This window comes from uncultured Pseudoteredinibacter sp. (genome assembly GCF_947502065.1).
GTDB lineage: Bacteria > Pseudomonadota > Gammaproteobacteria > Pseudomonadales > Cellvibrionaceae > Pseudoteredinibacter.
In genome coordinates, this window is the sequence record NZ_CANMYE010000012.1 from 49575 (window position 1) to 70508 (window position 20934).

Annotated in this window: 32 protein-coding genes; 5 read left to right on the forward strand and 27 right to left on the reverse strand. The window is 48.5% G+C overall.

Annotated elements, in window-relative coordinates:
* Nucleotides 1-2: 2 nt before the first annotated feature.
* The 25 genes from rpsK to rpsJ form a co-directional block, all read right to left on the reverse strand.
* Nucleotides 3-392 carry a 30S ribosomal protein S11 gene (gene rpsK, locus Q1A41_RS18615; RefSeq protein ID WP_166843511.1) on the reverse strand — a complete coding sequence of 130 codons (390 nt, stop codon included), beginning with the start codon at nucleotides 390-392 and terminating at the stop codon, nucleotides 3-5.
* A gap of 17 nt (nucleotides 393-409) precedes the next feature.
* A complete protein-coding gene (gene rpsM / locus Q1A41_RS18620; RefSeq protein ID WP_299776251.1) occupies nucleotides 410-766 on the reverse strand; it encodes a 30S ribosomal protein S13 in 357 nt (118 codons plus the stop codon).
* 175 nt (nucleotides 767-941) lie between these two features.
* Nucleotides 942-1058: a 50S ribosomal protein L36 gene (gene rpmJ, locus Q1A41_RS18625; RefSeq protein ID WP_166843509.1), complete on the reverse strand. Its 117-nt coding sequence runs from the start codon at nucleotides 1056-1058 to the stop codon at nucleotides 942-944.
* Between the two features lie 33 nt (nucleotides 1059-1091).
* Entirely contained in the window at nucleotides 1092-2414 is a 1323-nt protein-coding gene (secY, locus tag Q1A41_RS18630; RefSeq protein ID WP_299776252.1) for a preprotein translocase subunit SecY, read from the reverse strand.
* 33 nt (nucleotides 2415-2447) lie between these two features.
* Nucleotides 2448-2882, reverse strand: coding sequence for a 50S ribosomal protein L15 (gene rplO, locus Q1A41_RS18635; RefSeq protein WP_299776253.1), 435 nt, complete (start codon nucleotides 2880-2882; stop codon nucleotides 2448-2450).
* A 4-nt stretch (nucleotides 2883-2886) separates the two neighbouring features.
* The gene (gene rpmD / locus Q1A41_RS18640) at nucleotides 2887-3072 is read right to left on the reverse strand and encodes a 50S ribosomal protein L30 (protein ID WP_299776254.1); all 186 of its coding nucleotides are present in this window, start codon (nucleotides 3070-3072) and stop codon (nucleotides 2887-2889) included.
* 37 nt (nucleotides 3073-3109) lie between these two features.
* Complete coding sequence (rpsE, locus tag Q1A41_RS18645; protein ID WP_299776255.1) at nucleotides 3110-3619, reverse strand: 30S ribosomal protein S5; 510 nt, start codon at nucleotides 3617-3619, stop codon at nucleotides 3110-3112.
* 10 nt (nucleotides 3620-3629) lie between these two features.
* The gene (gene rplR, locus Q1A41_RS18650; RefSeq protein ID WP_299982176.1) at nucleotides 3630-3980 is read right to left on the reverse strand and encodes a 50S ribosomal protein L18; all 351 of its coding nucleotides are present in this window, start codon (nucleotides 3978-3980) and stop codon (nucleotides 3630-3632) included.
* A 10-nt stretch (nucleotides 3981-3990) separates the two neighbouring features.
* Nucleotides 3991-4524 (reverse strand): 50S ribosomal protein L6, encoded by a 534-nt coding sequence (gene rplF, locus Q1A41_RS18655; protein WP_299982179.1) that lies wholly within the window; start codon nucleotides 4522-4524, stop codon nucleotides 3991-3993.
* Nucleotides 4525-4559: 35 nt separating this feature from the next.
* Complete coding sequence (rpsH, locus tag Q1A41_RS18660; protein ID WP_299776258.1) at nucleotides 4560-4952, reverse strand: 30S ribosomal protein S8; 393 nt, start codon at nucleotides 4950-4952, stop codon at nucleotides 4560-4562.
* A 31-nt stretch (nucleotides 4953-4983) separates the two neighbouring features.
* Nucleotides 4984-5289 carry a 30S ribosomal protein S14 gene (gene rpsN / locus Q1A41_RS18665; RefSeq protein ID WP_299776259.1) on the reverse strand — a complete coding sequence of 102 codons (306 nt, stop codon included), beginning with the start codon at nucleotides 5287-5289 and terminating at the stop codon, nucleotides 4984-4986.
* Nucleotides 5290-5298: 9 nt separating this feature from the next.
* Nucleotides 5299-5838, reverse strand: coding sequence for a 50S ribosomal protein L5 (rplE, locus tag Q1A41_RS18670; RefSeq protein WP_299776260.1), 540 nt, complete (start codon nucleotides 5836-5838; stop codon nucleotides 5299-5301).
* Nucleotides 5839-5865: 27 nt separating this feature from the next.
* Entirely contained in the window at nucleotides 5866-6183 is a 318-nt protein-coding gene (gene rplX / locus Q1A41_RS18675) for a 50S ribosomal protein L24 (RefSeq protein WP_299776261.1), read from the reverse strand.
* 33 nt (nucleotides 6184-6216) lie between these two features.
* Entirely contained in the window at nucleotides 6217-6585 is a 369-nt protein-coding gene (rplN, locus tag Q1A41_RS18680) for a 50S ribosomal protein L14 (RefSeq protein ID WP_166843498.1), read from the reverse strand.
* 35 nt (nucleotides 6586-6620) lie between these two features.
* The gene (rpsQ, locus tag Q1A41_RS18685; RefSeq protein WP_299776262.1) at nucleotides 6621-6887 is read right to left on the reverse strand and encodes a 30S ribosomal protein S17; all 267 of its coding nucleotides are present in this window, start codon (nucleotides 6885-6887) and stop codon (nucleotides 6621-6623) included.
* A gap of 2 nt (nucleotides 6888-6889) precedes the next feature.
* Nucleotides 6890-7081 carry a 50S ribosomal protein L29 gene (gene rpmC, locus Q1A41_RS18690; protein WP_166843496.1) on the reverse strand — a complete coding sequence of 64 codons (192 nt, stop codon included), beginning with the start codon at nucleotides 7079-7081 and terminating at the stop codon, nucleotides 6890-6892.
* Nucleotides 7081-7494 carry a 50S ribosomal protein L16 gene (rplP, locus tag Q1A41_RS18695; RefSeq protein WP_166843495.1) on the reverse strand — a complete coding sequence of 138 codons (414 nt, stop codon included), beginning with the start codon at nucleotides 7492-7494 and terminating at the stop codon, nucleotides 7081-7083. The genes rpmC and rplP overlap by 1 nt, the downstream gene beginning before the upstream one ends.
* 12 nt (nucleotides 7495-7506) lie before the next feature.
* Nucleotides 7507-8196, reverse strand: coding sequence for a 30S ribosomal protein S3 (gene rpsC / locus Q1A41_RS18700; RefSeq protein ID WP_299982182.1), 690 nt, complete (start codon nucleotides 8194-8196; stop codon nucleotides 7507-7509).
* 13 nt (nucleotides 8197-8209) lie between these two features.
* Nucleotides 8210-8542, reverse strand: coding sequence for a 50S ribosomal protein L22 (rplV, locus tag Q1A41_RS18705; RefSeq protein WP_166843493.1), 333 nt, complete (start codon nucleotides 8540-8542; stop codon nucleotides 8210-8212).
* A 13-nt stretch (nucleotides 8543-8555) separates the two neighbouring features.
* Entirely contained in the window at nucleotides 8556-8834 is a 279-nt protein-coding gene (gene rpsS / locus Q1A41_RS18710; RefSeq protein ID WP_166843492.1) for a 30S ribosomal protein S19, read from the reverse strand.
* Nucleotides 8835-8870: 36 nt separating this feature from the next.
* A complete protein-coding gene (rplB, locus tag Q1A41_RS18715; RefSeq protein ID WP_299776264.1) occupies nucleotides 8871-9698 on the reverse strand; it encodes a 50S ribosomal protein L2 in 828 nt (275 codons plus the stop codon).
* Between the two features lie 13 nt (nucleotides 9699-9711).
* Nucleotides 9712-10008: a 50S ribosomal protein L23 gene (gene rplW / locus Q1A41_RS18720; RefSeq protein ID WP_299776265.1), complete on the reverse strand. Its 297-nt coding sequence runs from the start codon at nucleotides 10006-10008 to the stop codon at nucleotides 9712-9714.
* A complete protein-coding gene (rplD, locus tag Q1A41_RS18725; protein ID WP_299982185.1) occupies nucleotides 10005-10619 on the reverse strand; it encodes a 50S ribosomal protein L4 in 615 nt (204 codons plus the stop codon). Before rplD ends, rplW begins: the two co-directional genes overlap by 4 nt.
* A gap of 20 nt (nucleotides 10620-10639) precedes the next feature.
* Nucleotides 10640-11284, reverse strand: coding sequence for a 50S ribosomal protein L3 (gene rplC, locus Q1A41_RS18730; protein WP_299982188.1), 645 nt, complete (start codon nucleotides 11282-11284; stop codon nucleotides 10640-10642).
* A 107-nt stretch (nucleotides 11285-11391) separates the two neighbouring features.
* Nucleotides 11392-11703, reverse strand: a complete 312-nt coding sequence (gene rpsJ / locus Q1A41_RS18735; RefSeq protein WP_299776268.1) for a 30S ribosomal protein S10 — start codon at nucleotides 11701-11703, stop codon at nucleotides 11392-11394.
* A gap of 250 nt (nucleotides 11704-11953) precedes the next feature.
* Here rpsJ and Q1A41_RS18740 point away from each other — a divergent pair, with 250 nt between their 5' ends.
* From Q1A41_RS18740 to fusA, 4 genes are all read left to right on the forward strand, one after another.
* A complete protein-coding gene (locus tag Q1A41_RS18740; RefSeq protein ID WP_299982191.1) occupies nucleotides 11954-12517 on the forward strand; it encodes an RNA polymerase sigma factor in 564 nt (187 codons plus the stop codon).
* On the forward strand, nucleotides 12514-13521 hold the full coding sequence (locus tag Q1A41_RS18745; RefSeq protein WP_299982193.1) for a FecR domain-containing protein: 1008 nt from the start codon (nucleotides 12514-12516) through the stop codon (nucleotides 13519-13521). Before Q1A41_RS18740 ends, Q1A41_RS18745 begins: the two co-directional genes overlap by 4 nt.
* A gap of 3 nt (nucleotides 13522-13524) precedes the next feature.
* Nucleotides 13525-16491, forward strand: a complete 2967-nt coding sequence (locus Q1A41_RS18750) for a TonB-dependent receptor (RefSeq protein WP_299982195.1) — start codon at nucleotides 13525-13527, stop codon at nucleotides 16489-16491.
* A gap of 196 nt (nucleotides 16492-16687) precedes the next feature.
* Nucleotides 16688-18775, forward strand: coding sequence for an elongation factor G (fusA, locus tag Q1A41_RS18755; protein ID WP_299776272.1), 2088 nt, complete (start codon nucleotides 16688-16690; stop codon nucleotides 18773-18775).
* Between the two features lie 74 nt (nucleotides 18776-18849).
* Here the strand turns inward: fusA and Q1A41_RS18760 are convergent, their stop codons facing one another.
* On the reverse strand, nucleotides 18850-19572 hold the full coding sequence (locus Q1A41_RS18760) for a hypothetical protein (protein WP_299982198.1): 723 nt from the start codon (nucleotides 19570-19572) through the stop codon (nucleotides 18850-18852).
* A complete protein-coding gene (locus Q1A41_RS18765) occupies nucleotides 19572-20003 on the reverse strand; it encodes an excinuclease ATPase subunit (protein ID WP_299982201.1) in 432 nt (143 codons plus the stop codon). The genes Q1A41_RS18760 and Q1A41_RS18765 overlap by 1 nt, the downstream gene beginning before the upstream one ends.
* 186 nt (nucleotides 20004-20189) lie before the next feature.
* Here Q1A41_RS18765 and Q1A41_RS18770 point away from each other — a divergent pair, with 186 nt between their 5' ends.
* The gene (locus Q1A41_RS18770) at nucleotides 20190-20933 is read left to right on the forward strand and encodes a beta-ketoacyl synthase chain length factor (protein ID WP_299982204.1); all 744 of its coding nucleotides are present in this window, start codon (nucleotides 20190-20192) and stop codon (nucleotides 20931-20933) included.
* Nucleotide 20934: the final 1 nt, after the last annotated feature.

Consider the following 20934-nt stretch of genomic DNA (forward strand, 5'->3'; position numbering starts at 1 on the left):
CCTTATACGCGACGTTTCTTAGGAGGACGACAACCATTGTGCGGAATGGGTGTTACGTCCGTAATGTTGGAGATTTTATATCCAACGTTATTTAAGGCACGAACTGCAGACTCACGGCCTGGTCCTGGACCTTTTACTTCAACGTCTAGGTTCTTTAAACCATAGTCCTTTGCAGCTTCACCAGCGCGCTCTGCAGCAACCTGGGCAGCGAAAGGGGTAGACTTACGTGAACCACGGAAACCGGAACCACCTGCGGTAGCCCAGCTCAGGGTGTTGCCCTGGCGATCTGTGATAGTCACGATTGTGTTGTTAAAAGAGGCGTGGATATGGGCGATGCCATCAACGACCGTCTTTTTTACCTTTTTACGGGTAGTTTTGCTTGGCTTAGCCATAACGATCTTCCTAACCTTTATTTCTTAATTGGCTTACGCGGGCCCTTACGGGTGCGAGCGTTAGTCTTAGTACGCTGACCACGTAGCGGCAAGCTGCGACGATGACGCAAACCACGGTAGCAACCCAAGTCCATCAAACGTTTGATGTTCATGGAAATTTCACGACGCAGGTCACCTTCTACAGTGATTTTACCTACTTCGGCGCGAATCGCGTCCATTTCTGTTTCAGACAATTCGCCGATTTTAGTCGTTTCTGCAATACCGGTAGCAGCAAGGATCTGCTGTGCGGTGGTCTTACCTACACCAAAAACATAGGTCAGAGAGATAACGGCGTGTTTGTTATCTGGTATGTTTACACCAGCTATACGAGCCATCTAGATACTCCACATATCATATAAATTGTAGCGCTGACAGCAATTAACAGCTCCCTCAGCACCAAAAGGCGCGAAAGGATACCGATAAAGCCGCACAAATGCAATAGCCCGGAGGTTTCCCCCCGGGCGACAGTCAACGCCCCCAAAGCAGAAGGCAGTGATGAACTGCTTTCTGTTAGCCTTGACGCTGCTTGTGACGTGGCTCGGCGCTGCAGATTACTCGAACAACACCATTGCGACGTACAACTTTGCAGTTACGGCACATCTTTTTAACTGAAGCACGAACTTTCATGTTTCAACCTCTTTGCGAAGCTAGACCCTTCCCTTAGCGGGAGTTGCCGTAGCCTTTTAAGTTAGCCTTCTTCATCAGTGAGTCGTACTGATGAGACATCAAGTGTGATTGCACCTGGGCCATGAAGTCCATGACCACCACTACTACGATCAATAGTGAAGTACCACCTAGATAGAAGGGCACATTAGCCGCTACTACCAAGAACTGAGGTAACAAACACACCGCGGCAATATAAACAGCGCCAACTACCGTAAGGCGAGTCAAAACACTGTCAATATATTTTGCGGACTGTTCACCTGGACGAATACCAGGAATGAACGCGCCGGATTTCTTCAAGTTATCTGCAACTTCTTGCGGGTTGAACATCAACGCCGTATAGAAGAAACAGAAGAAGATGATCATCGCGGTGAACAAAATAAAGTTCAACGGCTGACCAGGCCCTAACCAAAGGGCAACTTCTTGTAATACTTCGGCAGCAACACCTTCTGAGCCCTGACCAAACCACTGAGCTACAGAGGCTGGGAACAACAGAATACTGCTGGCGAAAATGGCAGGAATAACACCAGCCATATTAATTTTCAGTGGTAGATGACTACTTTGCGCACCACGACCAGGCTGACGTTTAGCGTAGTTAACCGTAATTCGACGCTGACCGCGCTCCATACGAACCACAAACCAAATCAGAGCAATTGCCAAAAAGGTAATTGCCAGCAACATCAAAATATTGATATCACCCTGCTTAGCGCCCTCAAAGGACTGACCAATAGCTGCTGGTAAACCAGCAACAATGCCCGCAAAGATCAACATGGAAATACCGTTACCGATACCACGCTCTGTCACCTGCTCGCCCAACCACATCATAAATACTGCACCGGTTACCAAAGAGGTAATCGCCACAATGTAGAAAGACATTCCACCGCCGCCGTAGGCTAAGCCCTGGCTCGCCATACCAACAGTCATACCAGTACCTTGTACAAGGGCCAGTGCTACTGTTAGATAACGGGTGTATTGACTGATCTTGCGACGTCCTGCATCGCCTTCTTTCTTCAGCTGTTCAAGGCTGGGCGATACTGCAGACATCAACTGCATAATAATCGAGGCAGAGATATATGGCATGATACCCAATGCCAGGATACTCATACGCTCTAGTGCACCACCCGAGAACATATTAAACAGGCCAAGGATAGTATCCTTGCCCTGATTAAAGAGGTTCGCTACCTGATCAGGGTCGATGCCCGGAACAGGAATATGGGTGCCGATACGATAAACCAGAATCGCTAAAAACAGAAAACGAAGGCGAGCCCAAAGCTCGCCTAGTCCTTTCTGATTCGCTAATGGCATCTTTGCCGTTGCCATCGCTACCTCACTTAGCCGTAAGCGTTAACAAAGTTATTCTTCGACCTTGCCGCCAGCCGCTTCAATCGCAGCCTTGGCACCCTTAGTTACTGCAAGACCTTTAACGGTCACAGCTTTGGTCAGCTCGCCAGACAAGAACACTTTCGCGCGCTTCATGTTTTGCTTAACCAAATCGGCAGCCTTTAGAGCTTCCAGATCGATAACTTCTGCTTCAACTTTGTTTAGCTCAGCTAAACGAACTTCAGCGGTTACGCGACCAATACGAGAAGTAAAACCGTATTTTGGAAGGCGTTTCTGCAAAGGCATTTGACCACCCTCGAAACCTGGACGAACACTACCGCCAGAACGAGACTTCAAACCTTTGTGACCGCGACCACCAGTTTTACCTACACCGCTACCGATACCGCGACCTACGCGCTTACGATCTTTAACGCGGCCAGGAGCGGGGCTTAGAGTATTTAAACGCATAGTCTTACTCTCCCTCTACCTTAACCAAATAGTTTACCTTGTTGATCATACCGCGAGTTGAAGGCGTATCTTCAACTTCAACAGTGTGACCAATACGGCGTAAACCCAAGCCTGCAACACAGGCTTTATGGGACTGCAGGCGTCCATTAGTGGACTTAACCTGAGTAACTTTAACTGTTTTCTTAGCCATGGTTATTTACCAGCTCTTTAAGAACTAAGTTAAAAACTTAGTTCAAGATATCTTCAACACTCTTGCCGCGCTTGGCTGCAACAGACTCCGGAGAAGCCATTGCCTTCAAGCCTTCAAAAGTAGCTCGCACAACGTTTACAGGGTTGGTAGAACCGTAGCACTTAGCTAGTACGTTCTGAACACCGGCAATTTCCAAAACGGCACGCATCGCACCGCCAGCAATTACACCAGTACCCTGAGAGGCTGGCTGCATGTATACCTTAGAGGCACCATGACGACCTTTGGTTGGGTATTGAATGGTATCACCATTTAACTCAACCTGAATCATGTTGCGGCGCGCAGCTTCCATTGCTTTTTGAATAGCAACAGGCACTTCACGAGCTTTACCACGACCAAAGCCTACTTTACCGTTACCGTCACCAACTACAGTTAGTGCAGTGAAGCCGAAGATACGACCACCTTTTACAGTCTTAGCAACACGGTTAACCTGAACCAGCTTTTCCTGCAGGCCTTCTGTGTTGGCGTCTTCTTTTTTACCGTTAGCCATATCTCAACCTTTAAAATTCTAAGCCAGCTTCACGAGCAGCGTCAGCCAAAGCTTTAACGCGACCGTGATATTTAAAACCGCTACGGTCGAAAGCTACTTTTTCAACGCCAGCGGCTTTTGCACGCTCAGCGATCAAAGTGCCAACAGCTGCAGCTGATTCAGCGTTACCAGTTTTACCACCGCGCAAACTCTTATCAAGAGTAGAAGCGCTGGCCAAAACCTGGCCACCGTTACCGGCGATGATTTGTGCATAAATATGACGTGGTGAACGGTTAACACACAAACGTGTTTCACCTAACTCACGAATTTTAGCGCGGGTGCGGCGTGCACGACGCAAACGAGATTGCTTTTTATCGCTCATGACCTATGCCCTACTTTTTCTTAGCTTCTTTACGACGCACATACTCATCGGCATAACGAACACCCTTACCTTTATAAGGCTCTGGTGGACGGAAGGCGCGAATTTCTGCGGCCGCCTGACCAAGCAATTGCTTGTCAGCGCTTTTCAGAACAATTTCTGTCTGACTTGGGGTCTCAGCTTTTACACCTTCTGGTAAGGTGTAAACAACAGGATGAGAAAAACCCAAAGTCAGGTCTACAGTGTTACCCGCTGCTTTTGCACGATAACCAACACCGTTAAGAATAAGCTTCTTCTCGAAGCCCTGGCTTGCGCCAATAACCATGTTGTTAATCAATGCACGGGTAGTGCCCGCTAATGCGCGGGACTGCTTGGCGCTGTCACGACCAGCGAAGCTTAACTTGGAATCATCCAATTTAACTTCAACCTTATCGTGAACGCTTAGCGCCAAAGTACCGTTGCTGCCTTTAACAGTGATGTCTTGACCTTTAAGGTCGACAGTCACGCCAGCAGGTACTTCAACCGGACTATTTGCAACTCGTGACATTACGATTTCCTATAAAACTTTTAAAAAAAGTTAAATTAAAATACGGTGCAAAGAACTTCACCACCAATGCCTTGGGCACGGGCAGCACGATCGCTCATAACACCTTTACTGGTAGAAACAATAGCGACACCCAAACCACCGCGTACGGTTGGCAGGCCATCTTTACCAGCGTAGTTACGTAAGCCTGGACGGCTTACACGGTCAAGCTCAGCAATAACTGGCTTGCCCTCAAAGTACTTCAGCTCAACAGTTAGCTCAGGCTTAGCGCCCTCTGCAACACTGTAACCGCTGATGTAACCTTCGTTTTCTAAAACTTGTGCAACACTAACCTTCAACTTAGAAGAAGGCATGGTTACCTCAGTTTTTGCAGCTTGCTGACCGTTACGAATGCGGGTCAACATATCTGCTAAAGGATCTTGCATGCTCATCGGAATCTGCTCCTAGGTTCAGCGATCTAAATTACCAGCTGGCCTTAACCAAGCCAGGTACATCACCGCGCATGGCAGCTTCACGTAACTTGTTACGACACAGGCCAAACTTGCGGTAAACCGCGTGTGGGCGACCGGTTACGCGACAGCGACGTTGCTGACGAGCTGGGCTCGCATCACGTGGCAACTTCTGCAGCTTAACCTGGGCTTCCCAAAGCTCTTCTTCTGAGCTCTCTGGGTTGGCGATGATCGCTTTTAGCTCCGCACGCTTAGCTGCGTACTTTGCCACTGTAGCTGCACGCTTAGCTTCACGTGCAATCATAGATTTCTTAGCCATGACTCTACCCTAGCCTTTGAAAGGAAAGTTGAAGGCTTTCAACAGTGCGCGACCTTCTTCGTCGGTGCGAGCACTGGTGGTGATGCAAATATCTAAACCACGTAGCTTGTCTACTTTATCGTAGTCAATCTCAGGGAAGATAATTTGCTCGTTCACGCCCATGGAAAAATTACCACGACCATCAAACTGCTTAGGACTGATGCCGCGGAAGTCACGGATACGTGGGATAGCAATAGAAACCAAGCGCTCTAGGAATTCGTACATACGATCCTGACGCAAGGTTACTTTACAGCCTACCGGCCATCCTTCACGAACCTTGAAACCAGCAATAGATTTACGAGCTTTGGTAACAACAACTTTCTGACCAGAGATTTTCTCTAGATCAGCAACTGCGTTTTCCAAAACCTTTTTGTCGCCAATAGCTTCACCAACACCCATATTGACGGTGATTTTGGTGATGCGCGGCACTTCCATCACGTTTGCCAAACCTAGCTCTTCTTTAAGCTGGGCAGCAATTTCGCTCTGGTAAAGTTCTTTCAACTTAGCCATTTTACTCTTACCGTTTTACCGTCTGCTTTATGCGTCTACGGCTTCGCCGTTGGATTTGAAGATGCGAATTTTATTTCCATCTTCAAGGATTTTAAAACCAACCCGATCAGCTTTCTGGGTAGCTGGGTTGAATATCGCTACGTTAGAAGCCTGAATAGGGGCCTCCTTCTCAACGATACCGCCCGCAACACCTGCTTGTGGGTTTGGCTTCTGGTGCTTCTTAACAATCTGCACACCGGATACGATTAGGCGATCGTCTTGCAAAACCTTAACGACTTTGCCTCGCTTGCCCTTGTCGCGGCCAGCGATAACAATCACTTCATCTTCACGTTTAATCTTACGCATTACCCTGTCCTCAATACCTAGCTTGTCGTACCGTTACAGTACTTCAGGAGCCAGAGAGATGATTTTCATGAACTTCTCACCACGGAGCTCGCGAGTTACAGGGCCGAAGATACGAGTACCCACTGGAGCATCACTGGCATTCAGTAATACAGCAGCATTGTCATCGAACTTGATCAGAGAACCGTCAGGGCGACGAACACCTTTTTTGGTGCGTACCACAACAGCCTTCATGACCTGGCCTTTCTTTACCTTACCGCGAGGTATGGCTTCTTTTACCGTTACCTTAATGATATCGCCAACAGACGCGTAACGACGGTGAGAACCGCCCAACACTTTGATGCACATTACACGGCGAGCACCACTGTTATCAGCGACATCTAAGTAAGATTCTGTTTGAATCATCGTTCGTCTCCGAAACTCTAATGCACACTACTGAATTAAATTTCAGCAGCGCGCTCTTCGATTTTAACCAGAGCCCAAGACTTAGTCTTTGACAAAGGACGAGACTCAGAGATGGTTACAACATCACCCATCTTGCACTCGTTCTGTTCGTCGTGGGCCTTCAGCTTAGATGACTTACTAACATACTTGCCGTAAATCGGGTGCTTAACGCGGCGCTCAATAAGAACAGTAATGGTTTTATCCATCTTGTTACTTACAACTTTACCAGTCAGCGTGCGTACCAACTTTTCTGCTTCTGCCATGGTTAGTTACCTGCCTTTTCGTTCAGCACTGTCTTGATGCGAGCAATGTCTTTACGAGTCTGGCGAATCAAATGAGTCTGATTCAGCTGACCAGTAGAGGCTTGCATACGCAGTTTAAATTGCGCTTGCAGTTGAGAAAGCAACTCTTGGTTCAGCTCTTCAACTGATTTTTCGCGGAGTTCTTGAGCTTTCATTACATCACCGAACGTTTAACGAAGGTTGTACTTACTGGCAGCTTACGAGCAGCCAACTCAAATGCTTCGCGGGCCAATTCTTCAGAAACGCCTTCCATTTCATAAAGAACTTTACCCGGCTGGATCTGAGCTACCCAGTATTCAACATTACCCTTACCTTTACCTTGACGAACTTCCAAAGGCTTTTCAGTAATAGGCTTGTCTGGGAATACTCGAATCCAAATTTTACCGCCACGTTTAATGTGACGAGTCATCGCACGACGAGCCGCTTCAATCTGACGGGCTGTGATACGACCACGGCCTACAGCTTTCAGAGCGAATTCGCCGAAGCTCACTTTAGAACCGCGATGCGCTAAACCGCGATTGCGGCCTTTTTGCATTTTGCGGAACTTTGTACGCTTTGGTTGCAACATGTGGCGTACCCCTTACTTAGAATTTTTCTTCTTCGGTGCAGGCTTTTTGGTTTCAGCTTGCGCTTCTTCCATATCGCCAATCACTTCACCTTTGAAGATCCAAACTTTGACACCAATGATGCCGTAAGTTGTGGCCGCTTCAGCAGTTGCGTAGTCGATATCGGCACGTAAAGTGTGTAGAGGTACACGACCTTCACGATACCACTCGCTACGAGCGATCTCAGCACCACCAAGACGACCACCAACCTGAATCTTGATACCTTCAGCACCCTGGCGCATAGCGTTTTGCACAGCACGCTTCATAGCGCGACGGAACATCACACGACGCTCCAATTGCTGTGCAACACCTTGGGCTACCAGAGTCGCATCCAGATCAGGCTTGCGAATCTCTTCGATGTTAATGTGAACAGGAACACCCATCTCTTTGCTCACAGCGGTGCGAAGTTTTTCAACGTCTTCACCTTTCTTACCAATCACAATACCTGGACGGGCAGTGTGAATAGTAATGCGAGCTGTGTTAGCAGGGCGCTCGATGTCTACACGGCTAACAGATGCGTTTGCCAATTCTTTTTGAATGTACGCACGTACTTTCAAGTCGGTATTCAGCTTGTCTGCATACTCATCGCTGCCAGCATACCAAGTAGAGGTGTGCTTCTTAACGATGCCCAGACGAATACCTGTCGGATGTACTTTCTGACCCATAACGTCTGTTCTCTTAACTGTCGGCGACTTTAACGGTGATGTGACAAGAACGCTTTAAAATGCGATCTGCACGACCTTTCGCACGTGGCTTGATACGCTTCATTGTTAAGCCTTCGTCTACAAAAATTGTAGAAACTTTCAGCTCATCAACATCCGCACCTTCGTTGTGCTCAGCGTTTGCAATTGCAGACTCAAGCACTTTCTTGATAATTTCGGCACCTTTCTTCGGGCTGAAAGCCAAGATGTCTAGAGCTTCTTCAACGTGCTTACCACGGATCTGATTTGCTACTAGACGCGCTTTCTGAGCCGACAAACGAGCACCGCGCAATTTTGCTGCTACTTCCATTGTCATTTACCTCTTAGCGCTTCTTGGCTTTCTTGTCTGCGATGTGGCCGCGGTAAGTGCGGCTCGCAGCGAATTCGCCCAGCTTGTGACCTACCATTTCTTCATTAACAAGAACTGGCACATGCTGACGACCGTTATGCACAGCGATGGTCAAACCAACCATTTCCGGCATGATCATTGAACGACGAGACCAGGTTTTAATTGGACGCCGATCATTTTTTTCGATCGCTGTTTCGACCTTCTTAATCAAGTGAAGATCGATGAAAGGACCTTTTTTCAGTGAACGTGGCACTGTTCTTTCCTCTTTCAGCTACTTACTTAGACAAGATTATTTCTTGCCACGACGGCGTACAATCATCTTATCGGTACGCTTGTTCTTACGGGTCTTATAACCCTTAGTAGGCGTACCCCAAGGTGACACCGGATGACGACCGCCAGAAGTACGACCTTCACCACCACCGTGCGGGTGATCTACCGGGTTCATCGCCACACCGCGGACGGTAGGACGAACACCACGCCAGCGAGAAGCACCTGCTTTACCCAGAGAGCGCAAGCTGTGCTCACTGTTAGATACTTCACCCAAGGTCGCGCGACACTCAGATAGAACCTTACGCATCTCACCACTACGTAAACGTAGAGTTGCATAAGCGCCATCACGAGCAACCAGCTGAGCCGAGGTACCTGCAGAACGAGCGATTTGAGCACCTTTACCAGGCTTCAACTCGATGCAGTGAACAACAGAACCTACTGGAATATTACGCAGTGGCAAAGTGTTACCTGGCTTGATTGGCGCCGCGTCACCAGACACGATTTCCGCACCAGCGCTAACACCTTTAGGAGCGATAATGTAGCGGCGCTCACCGTCAGCGTAACAAACCAAAGCGATATTAGCGCTACGGTTTGGATCATACTCAAGACGCTCAACTTTGGCTGGAATGCCATCTTTGTTGCGCTTGAAGTCGATCAAACGATAGTGTTGCTTGTGACCACCACCAATATGACGAGTCGTAATACGACCGTTATTGTTGCGACCACCAGACTTAGACTTCTTCTCTAGCAGAGGCGCGTAAGGAGCACCTTTGTGCAGCTCAGGATTGACGACACTAACAACGTGACGACGACCTGGAGAAGTAGGCTTACGTTTTACAATAGCCATCTCAACGTCTCCCTTACTCTGCTACGGCAAAGTCAATATCTTGACCTTGCTCTAGACGAACGTAAGCTTTTTTCCAATCGCTACGCTTGCCCATTCCGTGACGGGTACGCTTAGTTTTGCCCTTTACGTTCAAAACACGTACACCTTCAACTTTAACTTCAAAAAGCTGCTCAACTGCGGCTTTGATTTCAGCTTTAGTGGCGCAAGTAGTTACTTTAAAAACTACCTGGTTGGCGGCATCGCCAGCCATCGCCGCTTTTTCAGAAATCACTGGACCTAGCAGCACTTTATAAATGCGTTCCTGGCTCATCCCAATGTCTCCTCAAGCTTTTTCAGTGCAGCAACAGTTACTACAACCTTGTCAAAGCGGATCAAAGCTACTGGATCAACAGCTTGTGCATCGCGAACGTCAACTTTGTGCAAGTTGCGAGACGCCAAGTACAAGTTGGTATCGATCTCTTCAGTAACAATCAACGCTTCAGTCAAGTCGAACTGCTTCATTTTCGCTACCAGCTCTTTAGTCTTTGGCGCTTCAACAGCGAAAGACTCAACAACTACTAGGCGATCCTGACGATTCAACTCAGACAAGATGCAGCGCATCGCAGCGCGGTACATTTTCTTGTTCAGCTTTTGCTCGTGGTTACGAGGCTGAGCAGCAAATGTAACACCACCAGAGCGCCAGATTGGGCTACGGCTGGTACCAGCACGTGCACGACCTGTGCCCTTTTGACGCCAAGGTTTGGCGCCGCCACCAGAAACCGCAGAACGGTTCTTCTGGGCCTTAGTACCCTGACGAGCACCAGCCATAAAGGCTACTACCGCCTGGTGTACCAGGTCTTGATTAAATTCACGACCGAAAGCAACATCAGATACAGAAACTGTACCTTTAGCGCCTTCAGGTGTTGCAATATTTAATTCCATGGTCATCCCCCTAGGAAGCCTTAACCGTTGCTCTGCAGTTTCACAGCAGGACGTACAATCACGTCACCACCTGGAGCACCTGGAATAGCACCCTTAACTAACAGCAGATTGCGCTCAGCATCAATGCGAACCACTTCTAGGTTCTGAACAGTTACCTGCTCGGAGCCCATGTGACCAGCCATTTTTTTGCCTTTGAACACACGTCCTGGGGTCTGACATTGACCAATTGAACCAGGAGCACGGTGGGAAATTGAGTTACCGTGAGTAGCATCTTGCATATGGAAATTCCAACGCTTAACACCACCTTGAAAACCTTTACCTTTAGAGGTACCGGTAACATCGATTTTTTGACCAGCTTCGAAAGCTTCTACGGTGATTTCACCACCAACTTCGAAAGCTTCTTCATTGTCGTTACGAAGCTCCCACAAACCACGACCCGCTTCAGCGTTAGCTTTAGCGAAGTGACCTGCAGCAGACTTAGCGACACGGGAGGCACGACGAGACCCTACGGTTACTTGTACAGCGTTGTAACCGTCGGTTTCCACGTTCTTAACCTGGGTGATGCGATTGGGATCAACCTCAATCACAGAAACAGGGATGGAAACACCATCTTCAGTAAAAATGCGAGTCATACCGCTTTTGCGGCCGACTAGACCAATCGTCATTTTGCTAACCTCTCAGTGTACGGGGCTTTTACCCGCTATGGCCGCCCATCTCAGAGCGTTACACATACCTAAGCATTGAGGCTTAGGTTTCGGCATTAATTAAATAATTAACCGAGACTAATTTGAACCTCAACACCAGCAGCTAGATCTAGCTTCATAAGTGCATCAACAGTTTTCTCAGTCGGCTGAACAATATCCAACAAACGCTTATGTGTACGAATCTCATATTGATCACGCGCATCTTTGTTTACATGCGGAGAAACCAATACAGTGAAACGCTCCTTACGAGTCGGCAGCGGAATCGGACCCCGAACTTGTGCGCCAGTACGCTTTGCCGTCTCAACTATCTCCTCAGTAGAAGCGTCGATGAGCTTGTGGTCGAAAGCCTTAAGGCGGATTCGAATTCGTTGATTCTGCATCTGAACCAAACTCCAAAATCGTTAATAAATTTACCCATTTTGCAAAGCCTTACGACCCTGAAAAATGGAAGCGGAATTCTATAGACCCATTTCAAACTGGTCAAGCCTTATTTGTAAAAAAATTAACCAGCACAGTAAACAAGCAAGCCCCACCCGTAGCAACACCCCCAAAACCCACACAAATTGCCCGGTAGCGCCTAAAGCCACATTCCTGCTAGACTGCCCCCAGTCAAATAATAAACCCATAAAAATGACCAACAAAGCAAGCCGCATCAGCCAGGTATTCCAGAGCTATCGACAGAAGCTAGCCAGCAGAATCCGCCACCTAGTCAAGCCCCAGGATATAGATGATATTATCCAGGACACCTTCGTGCGCTGCTACGAGGCAGAGCTCAAGCAAGAAATCGAATACCCCAAAACCTATATGCTGCAGACTGTTCAGCGCCTAGCCATCAATCACAATCAGCGCTGGGACAATAGTCGCTGCCAACATATAGAGGATTTTGACGAGCCAATTGTCCAACTATTAGCGCCGAGCGCCGAGCAGGACTTCGAGTCTAAAGAGCGTTTTTTGCAGTTTTGCCGCGCCGTAGAGCAACTACCCGATAGTTGCCGCAAAGCATTCGTACTCAAAAAGGTCTATGGCTTAAGTCAAAAAGAAATTGCAGAATACCTACAACTCAGTGAAAGCACGATCGAGAAACATATTGCCAAAGGCATGCGCCTCTGCTTTACCTATATAAGGAATATTGAGCATCCTAGCAGCACCCAGGCAAACGCAACAAGTAAAGAGCAGAATACCGCAATACGATGAGCAAGCTAAGCCAACTCAGCAACAACGAAGATAGCCTCGACCAAGCTAGCGAGTGGCTAGCTAAGGTAGACCGCGGGCTAAGCCCTAGCGAGCAGCTAGCCCTGCAGCAGTGGCTAGACAGCAACCCCATGCACCGCCGCAACCTATTCGACATGGCCGCATTGTGGGACTCCATGAGCATACTTAGCGAACTGTCCGAAATGTTCCCACTGGAAGAGCAGGCCAAACCCAGCAAGGCAAGCTGGCGCTATTACAGCGCCATAGCCGCAAGCCTTATGCTGCTTAGCCTTGGAATTGGGCTATTCTGGATCAACCAACACTTGCTTTTGCAAGATCAATATACCACTGCCATCGGTGAGCACCGACTCTTTGAACTCAACGACGGTTCAAGTATCCACCTTAATACCAATAGTCGAGTCAGCGTCAATTACAGCCTAGGCCTAAGGCAACTCACCCTAGAACAAGGTGAAGCACATTTTAATGTAGCGCACGACGAGCAGCGTCCATTTGTTGTTAGCGCAGGACAACAAACCGTCACCGCGGTCGGAACAGCCTTCAACATCAGATTGTCACAACAAGACGACATGGAGCTACTGGTTACAGAGGGACGCGTATCTTTAGCAAACAAAATTGACGATAGCGCAACCAACCAGCCCAACCCCACAACGCCGACAACCACAACCTATCTCGACGCCGGACAAAAAATAGCAGCCAACACCCTGGCACAAAGCCCAATTGAACCTGTAGCCAGCTCAGCAATAGACGGCAAGCTAGCATGGCAAAGAGGCTTTATCGTATTTGACGGCACCCCCCTAGGCCAGGCGCTGCAAGAAGTTCAGCGCTACGCTGAGTACGACATTGTCGCCACTGAAGACATTCAAAACCTTGAAATTGCAGGCTTCTTTAAGACCAGCGACATCGACAAATTAATCGCCTCCCTAGAACAGAGTTTCGATCTAAGCTCTGAACGCAAAGGACAAACCATCTACCTCCGCCAACGCTAAAGCATGAGAACTTTAAATATTTTTGGTGGTTCATGGCGGAAACTCTCTCACCAACTGTCAGCACTTGGCAAGGCTGACGGATCTTTGCGCATTTATATAGTCACTTGCTTTTTTGCCATACCCTGGCACAGCAGCGATAGCTTAGCTGCTCATGAGCAAGAGCTAAGACAGATACACTCCTTCAACATACCCGCACAGAGAGCCGACCGAGCACTAACCGAATTTGGCCGCCAAAGTGATAGCACTATCGTGTTCTCGTTCAAGGCAACCAAAACCTTCAAAGCCAACACCTTACGAGGGCGCCACAGCCTAGAGCAAGGTATTGAGCGACTACTGAGGGGTAGCGGTTTAAGAGCTCGCATTGGTAAATCCGGACAGCTGAGTATTGAAATACAAAGCCAACCGGAGAATGCAGTTAACATGACTAATAAAAAAACCCTGCTAGCCGCCGCTGTAGCCAGCGCAATCAGCACCGGCAGCATGCCTATCATCGCCCAGGATAGCACCGCTGAAATCGAAGAAGTTACCGTCCTTGGCAGCCGCCAAGCTGGCCGATCAGCTGGCGACATGCCCGTTCCAGTAGACACCTTAAGCTCAGACGCCCTATCAAATAGCGGCCAAACCGAAGTGGGCCGAATGCTGCAGTCACTTGCCCCCTCATTCAACTTTCCCAGCTCATCAATATCCGATGGTACGGATGCACTACGCCCCGCCACGCTACGAGGCCTAGGCCCCGACCAGACTCTAGTTTTGGTTAACGGCAAACGCCGCCACCAAGCTTCTCTCATCCACATTAATACCTCAGTCGGCCGAGGAACTGCCGGCGTGGACATGAACGCCATTCCAGCGTCCTCAATCAAACGCATTGAAGTGTTACGCGATGGCGCCGCCGCCCAATATGGTTCAGATGCGATCGCCGGTGTGATCAATATCGTCTTGAAAGATGACAACGAAGCTGGCCATATAGGCATCTCTAACGGCGAATACTCTGAAGGTGATGGCAACACCACCAACATAGATTTCTCCAAAGGCTTCACCCTTGGCAGCGATGGCTACCTCAACATATCAGGTAATTTTCGCGATCGTGAGCACACCAATCGGGCCGGCCTACACGGCTCTTGCCAGTTCAGCGGCTGTGCCGACACTGACAGCAACGGCATTATGGAAGCTGGCGACCCAAGAGAAGTAACTGCGCCACGGCAAACCTTTCGCATTGGCGATGCCGACTCCGAACAAACCGCGCTGACTTTAAATGCCGGAGTAGAAATAGGCCAAGGAGAACTCTATGGTTTTGCCACATACTCCAGCCGAGACAACCAATCAGCCGCCTTTTTCCGCCATAACGCCAATAACGGAGGCAACGCCCCACTTTCAGATGGCGACGCCACCATTCCAAGCGGCTTCTTACCCAAGATCAACAGCGATATCGAAGACATTTCGGTAAATATTGGCTATCGCATGGAGCTTGATAGCGGAGCGACATTGGACTTCTCGTACACCACTGGCGAGAACAGCATTGACTACAGCACCAGTGACTCACTCAATTCTTCCTTTGCCAATCACCTGCTCAACAGCACTAACATGAGCGACGCTGAGATTCGTAACAGCGTGCCAAGAACGGCCAAGGCATATGGACTTGAACTCGGGCTAGACACATTCAATGTCGATTTCACTCAATCTTATGGTGACCTCGCCTTAGCAGCTGGTGCCGCCATTCGCAAAGACAGCTATAAGGTTATCCCTGGGGAGGAGTATGCGTACAACGATTACGACACCCAAAATGGCGTAAGCCTGTACGACAGCGATCGCAGCGGAGGCATCCAGGGCTTCCCCGGCATCGGACCCCAATCAGCTGTTAACGAAGAACGCGACGTAAACTCCATCTATATAGATGGCGAGTACCAAGTTAGCGACGAGCTATTGATCAGCGCCGCCATGCGCTACGACGACTACGACGGATTTGGCAACACAATTAATTACAAGCTAGCAGGTAGCTTTGAAGCCAGCGACACAGTACGCCTGCGCGCCGCTGCCAGCACCGGCTTTAGAGCCCCATCTATGCAGCAGCTGTATTTCAATAATGTCAGCACCCAATTCGTCACCGACAGCAACGGCAATCTTGTTGCCGCCGAGCGGGGCACCTTCCGCAATGACAGCCCAGTCGCAAAGGCCATCGGCATTCCTTCATTAAAAGAGGAAGAGTCCGTTAACCTTAGCTTTGGCATCGTAGCCGATCTTACAGACCACCTGAACATGACTGTTGACTTCTATCAGGTGCAAATTGATGACCGCATTGTAATCAGTAAAGGACTGGGACTCGGTTTAAACGACGAGCTAGACTCCGCCCTTAACAGCGCTGGCGCCTCACAAGCCCAGTTCTTCTTAAATGGTGCCGACACCGAAACCAAGGGTGTTGATATTGTCGCCTCTTATGAGGGCATCGAGATCGGCAACGGCAATCTCGATATCACCTTTGCGGCCAACTACACCAAAACCGATGTCACCAGCCTATTTACCCCAGCCGATAGCGGCCTTGCCACATTGAGCACAGGCCAGGTATTCAGCTCGCAAGATATTTCGATCATCGAAGAGTGGCAACCAAAGGACCGCATCAGCCTTAGTGGCTTTTATAGCAACGATAACTGGACGGCCAACCTATCCTTTAATCGCTTTGGCGAGTACACCATTGAAGATGGCGGACGCCAGACCTATGGCGCCGAGATATTGACCGACCTGCGCATCGCTTACGAGTTCGACAATGGCTTGGGGATTAACTTCGGCGGCAATAACATCTTTGATGTGACTCCCGACGAAAACCAAATTGGCAACTCTCGTACTGGCGCAATTGAAGATGGCCCCGGCGGCAATCTCATTGTTGATAGCAAAGGAGTGTTTACTTACTCTCGCCGTTCAGCCCCATTTGGCTTTAATGGTGCTTATTATTACTTCGGCTTAAGTTATGACTTCTAAGCGCCGCAATTCCCGACTAGAATAGCCCCACAAGCTGCTTAAGATCAAAGCCACCCCAATTTGGGGTGGCTTTTTTACTATGAGCGTGCAAAAAATCACCATTTTCTACTATTTTAGGTTCAATAAGCGCGCAAGACTCCGTATAATTGCGCGCTATTTTTTTGGAATTGGACTTGGTTTAACTCGAGAAACAGAAATGTCTGACTTATCACACTACCGTAACATCGGTATCTTCGCACACGTTGATGCCGGTAAAACTACCACTACTGAGCGTATCCTTAAGCTAACCGGTAAGATCCACAAAACCGGTGAAGTACACGATGGTGAATCCACCACCGACTTCATGGAACAGGAAGCTGAGCGTGGTATTACTATCCAGTCAGCAGCGACTACCTGCTTCTGGAAAGACCACCGCATGAACATCATCGATACCCCAGGGCACGTTGACTTCACCGTTGAAGTATACCGCTCCCTAAAAGTACTTGATGGTGGCGTAGGCGTATTCTGTGGTTCTGGTGGTGTTGAGCCCCAGTCTGAAACCAACTGGCGCTATGCAAACGAATCTGAAGTTGCTCGTATCATCTTCGTAAACAAACTTGACCGTGTAGGCGCCGACTTCTTGCGCGTAGTTGGTCAGGTTGAGAAGGTGTTAGGCGCCAACCCACTGGTTATGACTCTACCTATCGGTCGCGAAGACAATTTCGTAGGTATTGTAGACATCCTAACCAAGACTGCTTACAAGTGGGATGACTCAGGCCTGCCAGAAAACTTCGAAATCATCGATATCCCTGAAGATATGGTTGATCAGGTTGACGAGTATCGCGAGCAGATGGTTGAAACTGCTGTTGAGCAAGACGACGACCTAATGGAAGCTTATATGGAAGGTGAAGAGCCTTCTATCGAAGATATCAAGCGCTGCATCCGTAAAGGCACCATCGCCCTAGACTTCTTCCCAACTTACTGTGGTTCTGCATTTAAGAACAAAGGTGTTCAGCTAGTACTGGATGCTGTTGTTGATTACTTGCCAAGCCCAACTGAAGTTGACCCACAACCTTTGACTGACGAAGAAGGTGAGGAAACTGGTGAGCACGCTATCGTTTCTGCTGAAGAGCCACTACGCGCCCTAGCGTTTAAGATTATGGACGACCGTTTTGGCGCCCTAACCTTTATCCGCATCTACTCTGGTGTTTTGAACAAGGGTGACACCATCCTTAACTCTTACACCGGCAAAACTGAGCGTATCGGCCGCATGGTTGAGATGCACGCTGACGAGCGTACCGAATTGAGCACCGCTCAAGCCGGCGACATCATCGCTGTTGTAGGCATGAAGAACGTTCAAACTGGTCACACCCTATGTGATCCTAAGAACCCTTGTACTCTTGAGCCAATGATCTTCCCAGAGCCAGTAATTTCTATTGCTGTTGCACCTAAAGATAAAGGCTCTACTGAGAAGATGGGTGTTGCTATCGGTAAGATGGTTGCAGAAGATCCTTCTTTCGTTGTTGAAACTGATGAAGATTCTGGTGAAACCATTCTTAAAGGTATGGGTGAATTGCACCTAGACATTAAGGTAGACATCTTGAAGCGCACCTACGGTGTTGAGCTTGAAGTTGGTCAGCCTCAGGTGGCATACCGCGAAACTATCACCATGCCAATCGAAGACAGCTACACGCACAAGAAGCAGTCTGGTGGTTCTGGTCAGTTCGGTAAAATCGACTACCGCATCAAGCCTAATGAGCCAGGTGAAGGCTTTACCTTCGAATCTACCGTTGTTGGTGGTAACGTTCCTAAAGAATTCTTCCCTGCAATTGAGAAGGGCTTTAAAGGCATGATGGACGAAGGTCCTCTAGCTGGCTTCCCTGTACTAGACGTTCACGTTGAGCTTTACGATGGTGGCTACCACGCGGTTGACTCCTCGGCTGTAGCGTTTGAAATTGCGGCTAAAGGCGCTTTCCGTCAGTCCATGCCTAAGGCCGGCCCTCAGCTGATCGAGCCTATCATGCACGTTGACGTATTCACCCCAGACGATCACGTTGGTGACGTTATCGGTGACTTGAACCGTCGTCGCGGCATGATCAAAGATCAAGAGCCTGGCACCACCGGTGTTCGCATTAAAGCTGACGTACCACTAGCTGAAATGTTTGGTTACATTGGTCACCTACGCACCATCACTTCTGGTCGTGGTCAGTTCTCTATGGAGTTCAGCCACTACATGCCTTGTCCGCAAAACGTTGCTGACGAAGTCATCGCAGACGAGAAAGCTAAGAAAGAAGCTAAGAAGTAATTAGCGCTTTTTAAGCAAAAGAAACCCCGTCAGCTTGCGCTTGCGGGGTTTTTTATTGCCTTCAACTTATGCCGCTACGAATTTATACCAAACCCCATACAAGCGAATTCATCCGCAAAAGGAATAAAGCTGAAACTTTCGCCATCACTAGAAAGAACAAAAGCCCGCACTTCAAGCTGCGAAGCAGCTGCAATCGCCAATGAATAGCCCTTGTAGCCTGCTGCATAACTGTAGAAGCGATTCTCAATTTTATCTGCACATAAACGCGCCGGATAAAAGCGAGAAATAAGATCAGAAAGAACGCTACCTTTTGCCAACTTCAACCCTGACTCTAGCCTTGCCCAGTAATCGTAAAACCTCTGCTCTATAGCTGACAGCGGCAGTGATTTTAATTCACCAGCGATGCTCGGATGAAAATACGCTTCGGCAAATTCAACAAATGCTCGTTGGCGATATTGCTCCACATCCACTGCCACCGGCCCACACCTAGACACAGCCAACAAAACAACATCAGCGCTATGAGAAATAGCGATATCAATATCGAACGGAGGCTCTAAAACAGGAGGTAAATCTTTACGCCTTAAGAGCTGCATAGCCAAAGGCTCAGGCAGCCCAAATACCCCCGAAAGAATTATTTTTAAATAAAAGCGCGAAACTAAGTACTGGTAATGCTTGCGCCCTTGCAAGTAGGATAATTCTTGTAACTCAGCAGGCTGCAAAACCAAAGAGGCCAGCTGATCAGCTGGCCTCTTTACTTGTTCAGTCAGGGGAATGAGGAATAGATCGCAAGCGTTCATCACTTCAACTTAACGATATCGCCCTTAAGAGCTACTCCCGCCATAATTGCCCCAGCATGACACTCGTACTCATCCTTACTACTACGTTCATTTTTTTTGTAGTAGCTGACAATATTCGTTACGGCATTGGCACCTTCTTTTACAGCGCGGTCTTGCAAGGCAATCATGGCCGATAAAAAGACCCACTTGCAGGCTTTTTCATCTGACTTACCAAAAGCATTCGTCTTTCGATTCGCTACCGCAGAAGTAATTAATTTTGCTCCTTTAGGAGTTGATGCAAAATGGAATGTAACCCCAGCATTCAACTTAGCCTTTGCATCAGCTGTATTCATAGCGTCGCTTATTGAAAGATAATGAGTAGTATCCCTTGCCCAACAAACAGATGAAAACAGAGCCAATAATAAACCTGACATTGCGATAACACGCACCATGATTACCTCCTATATAAATCATAAACTTGCATCAGTTCTCATTAGTCTACTTAAGCTAGGCCTGAAGGTAAATATATCCCCAAGCTAAGAGAGGAAATCTCAGCAAACGCGTGATATTATGGCCTCCTATCAATAAGGCCAACACTCACCCGAGAGTTAGAGTTGACGTAATCACTCTACAAACCGATGATTAAAGTAACCTTCAGCGTAAACGCATGGACCGCTCAAAGCCCAGGCATTCAAAGCTTAGACGAATGGCAGGCATGGAGCGAAGGTAAGGACAGCCTTCGCGAGGCAACTCCTGCCACCCCCAAAAGCATCCCCCCCATGCTTCGGCGGCGCCTCAACCCCCTAGGAAAACTTGCGCTCAGCTGTTTCGAATCACTTCCTGAGCACCAAGCCGACGCTATCGTTTTTTGTTCAGAGCACGGAGAAGTGGAAAGAACTGCCTCTTTACTCAGTGGCATCGCCTGCAATGAAGATATGTCACCAACAAGCTTCAGCCTTTCCGTACACAATTCAATTGCAGGCATCTACTCGATTGCACACAATTACAAAAGCCCAATAAATGCGATTTGTGCTGGCCCGGACAGCGTGTTCACCACACTTATCGAAGCGTATAGCTTACTTAAAGACAAGCACCAACAAGTGGCATGCCTCATATACGACGAACCCTTACCCAGCATGTACTTGCCAGCACACAAGCTAGGGCAACAGGCGCTTGCCATTGCACTCTTAATATCGACCAGCTCCGGCAATGGGGGCAGCAATGAATTTGAGCTTCAGGGTGAGCCGCTTATAAAAAAACCAACCCAAACGGCACAGACAAGATACCCTGGGGAAGAGCTTATAAAATTCCTCCTAAACCCCGATGCGACAATGCAATACAGCAGTAGCGCTCACCACTGGACATTAAAGCGCACAAATTAAA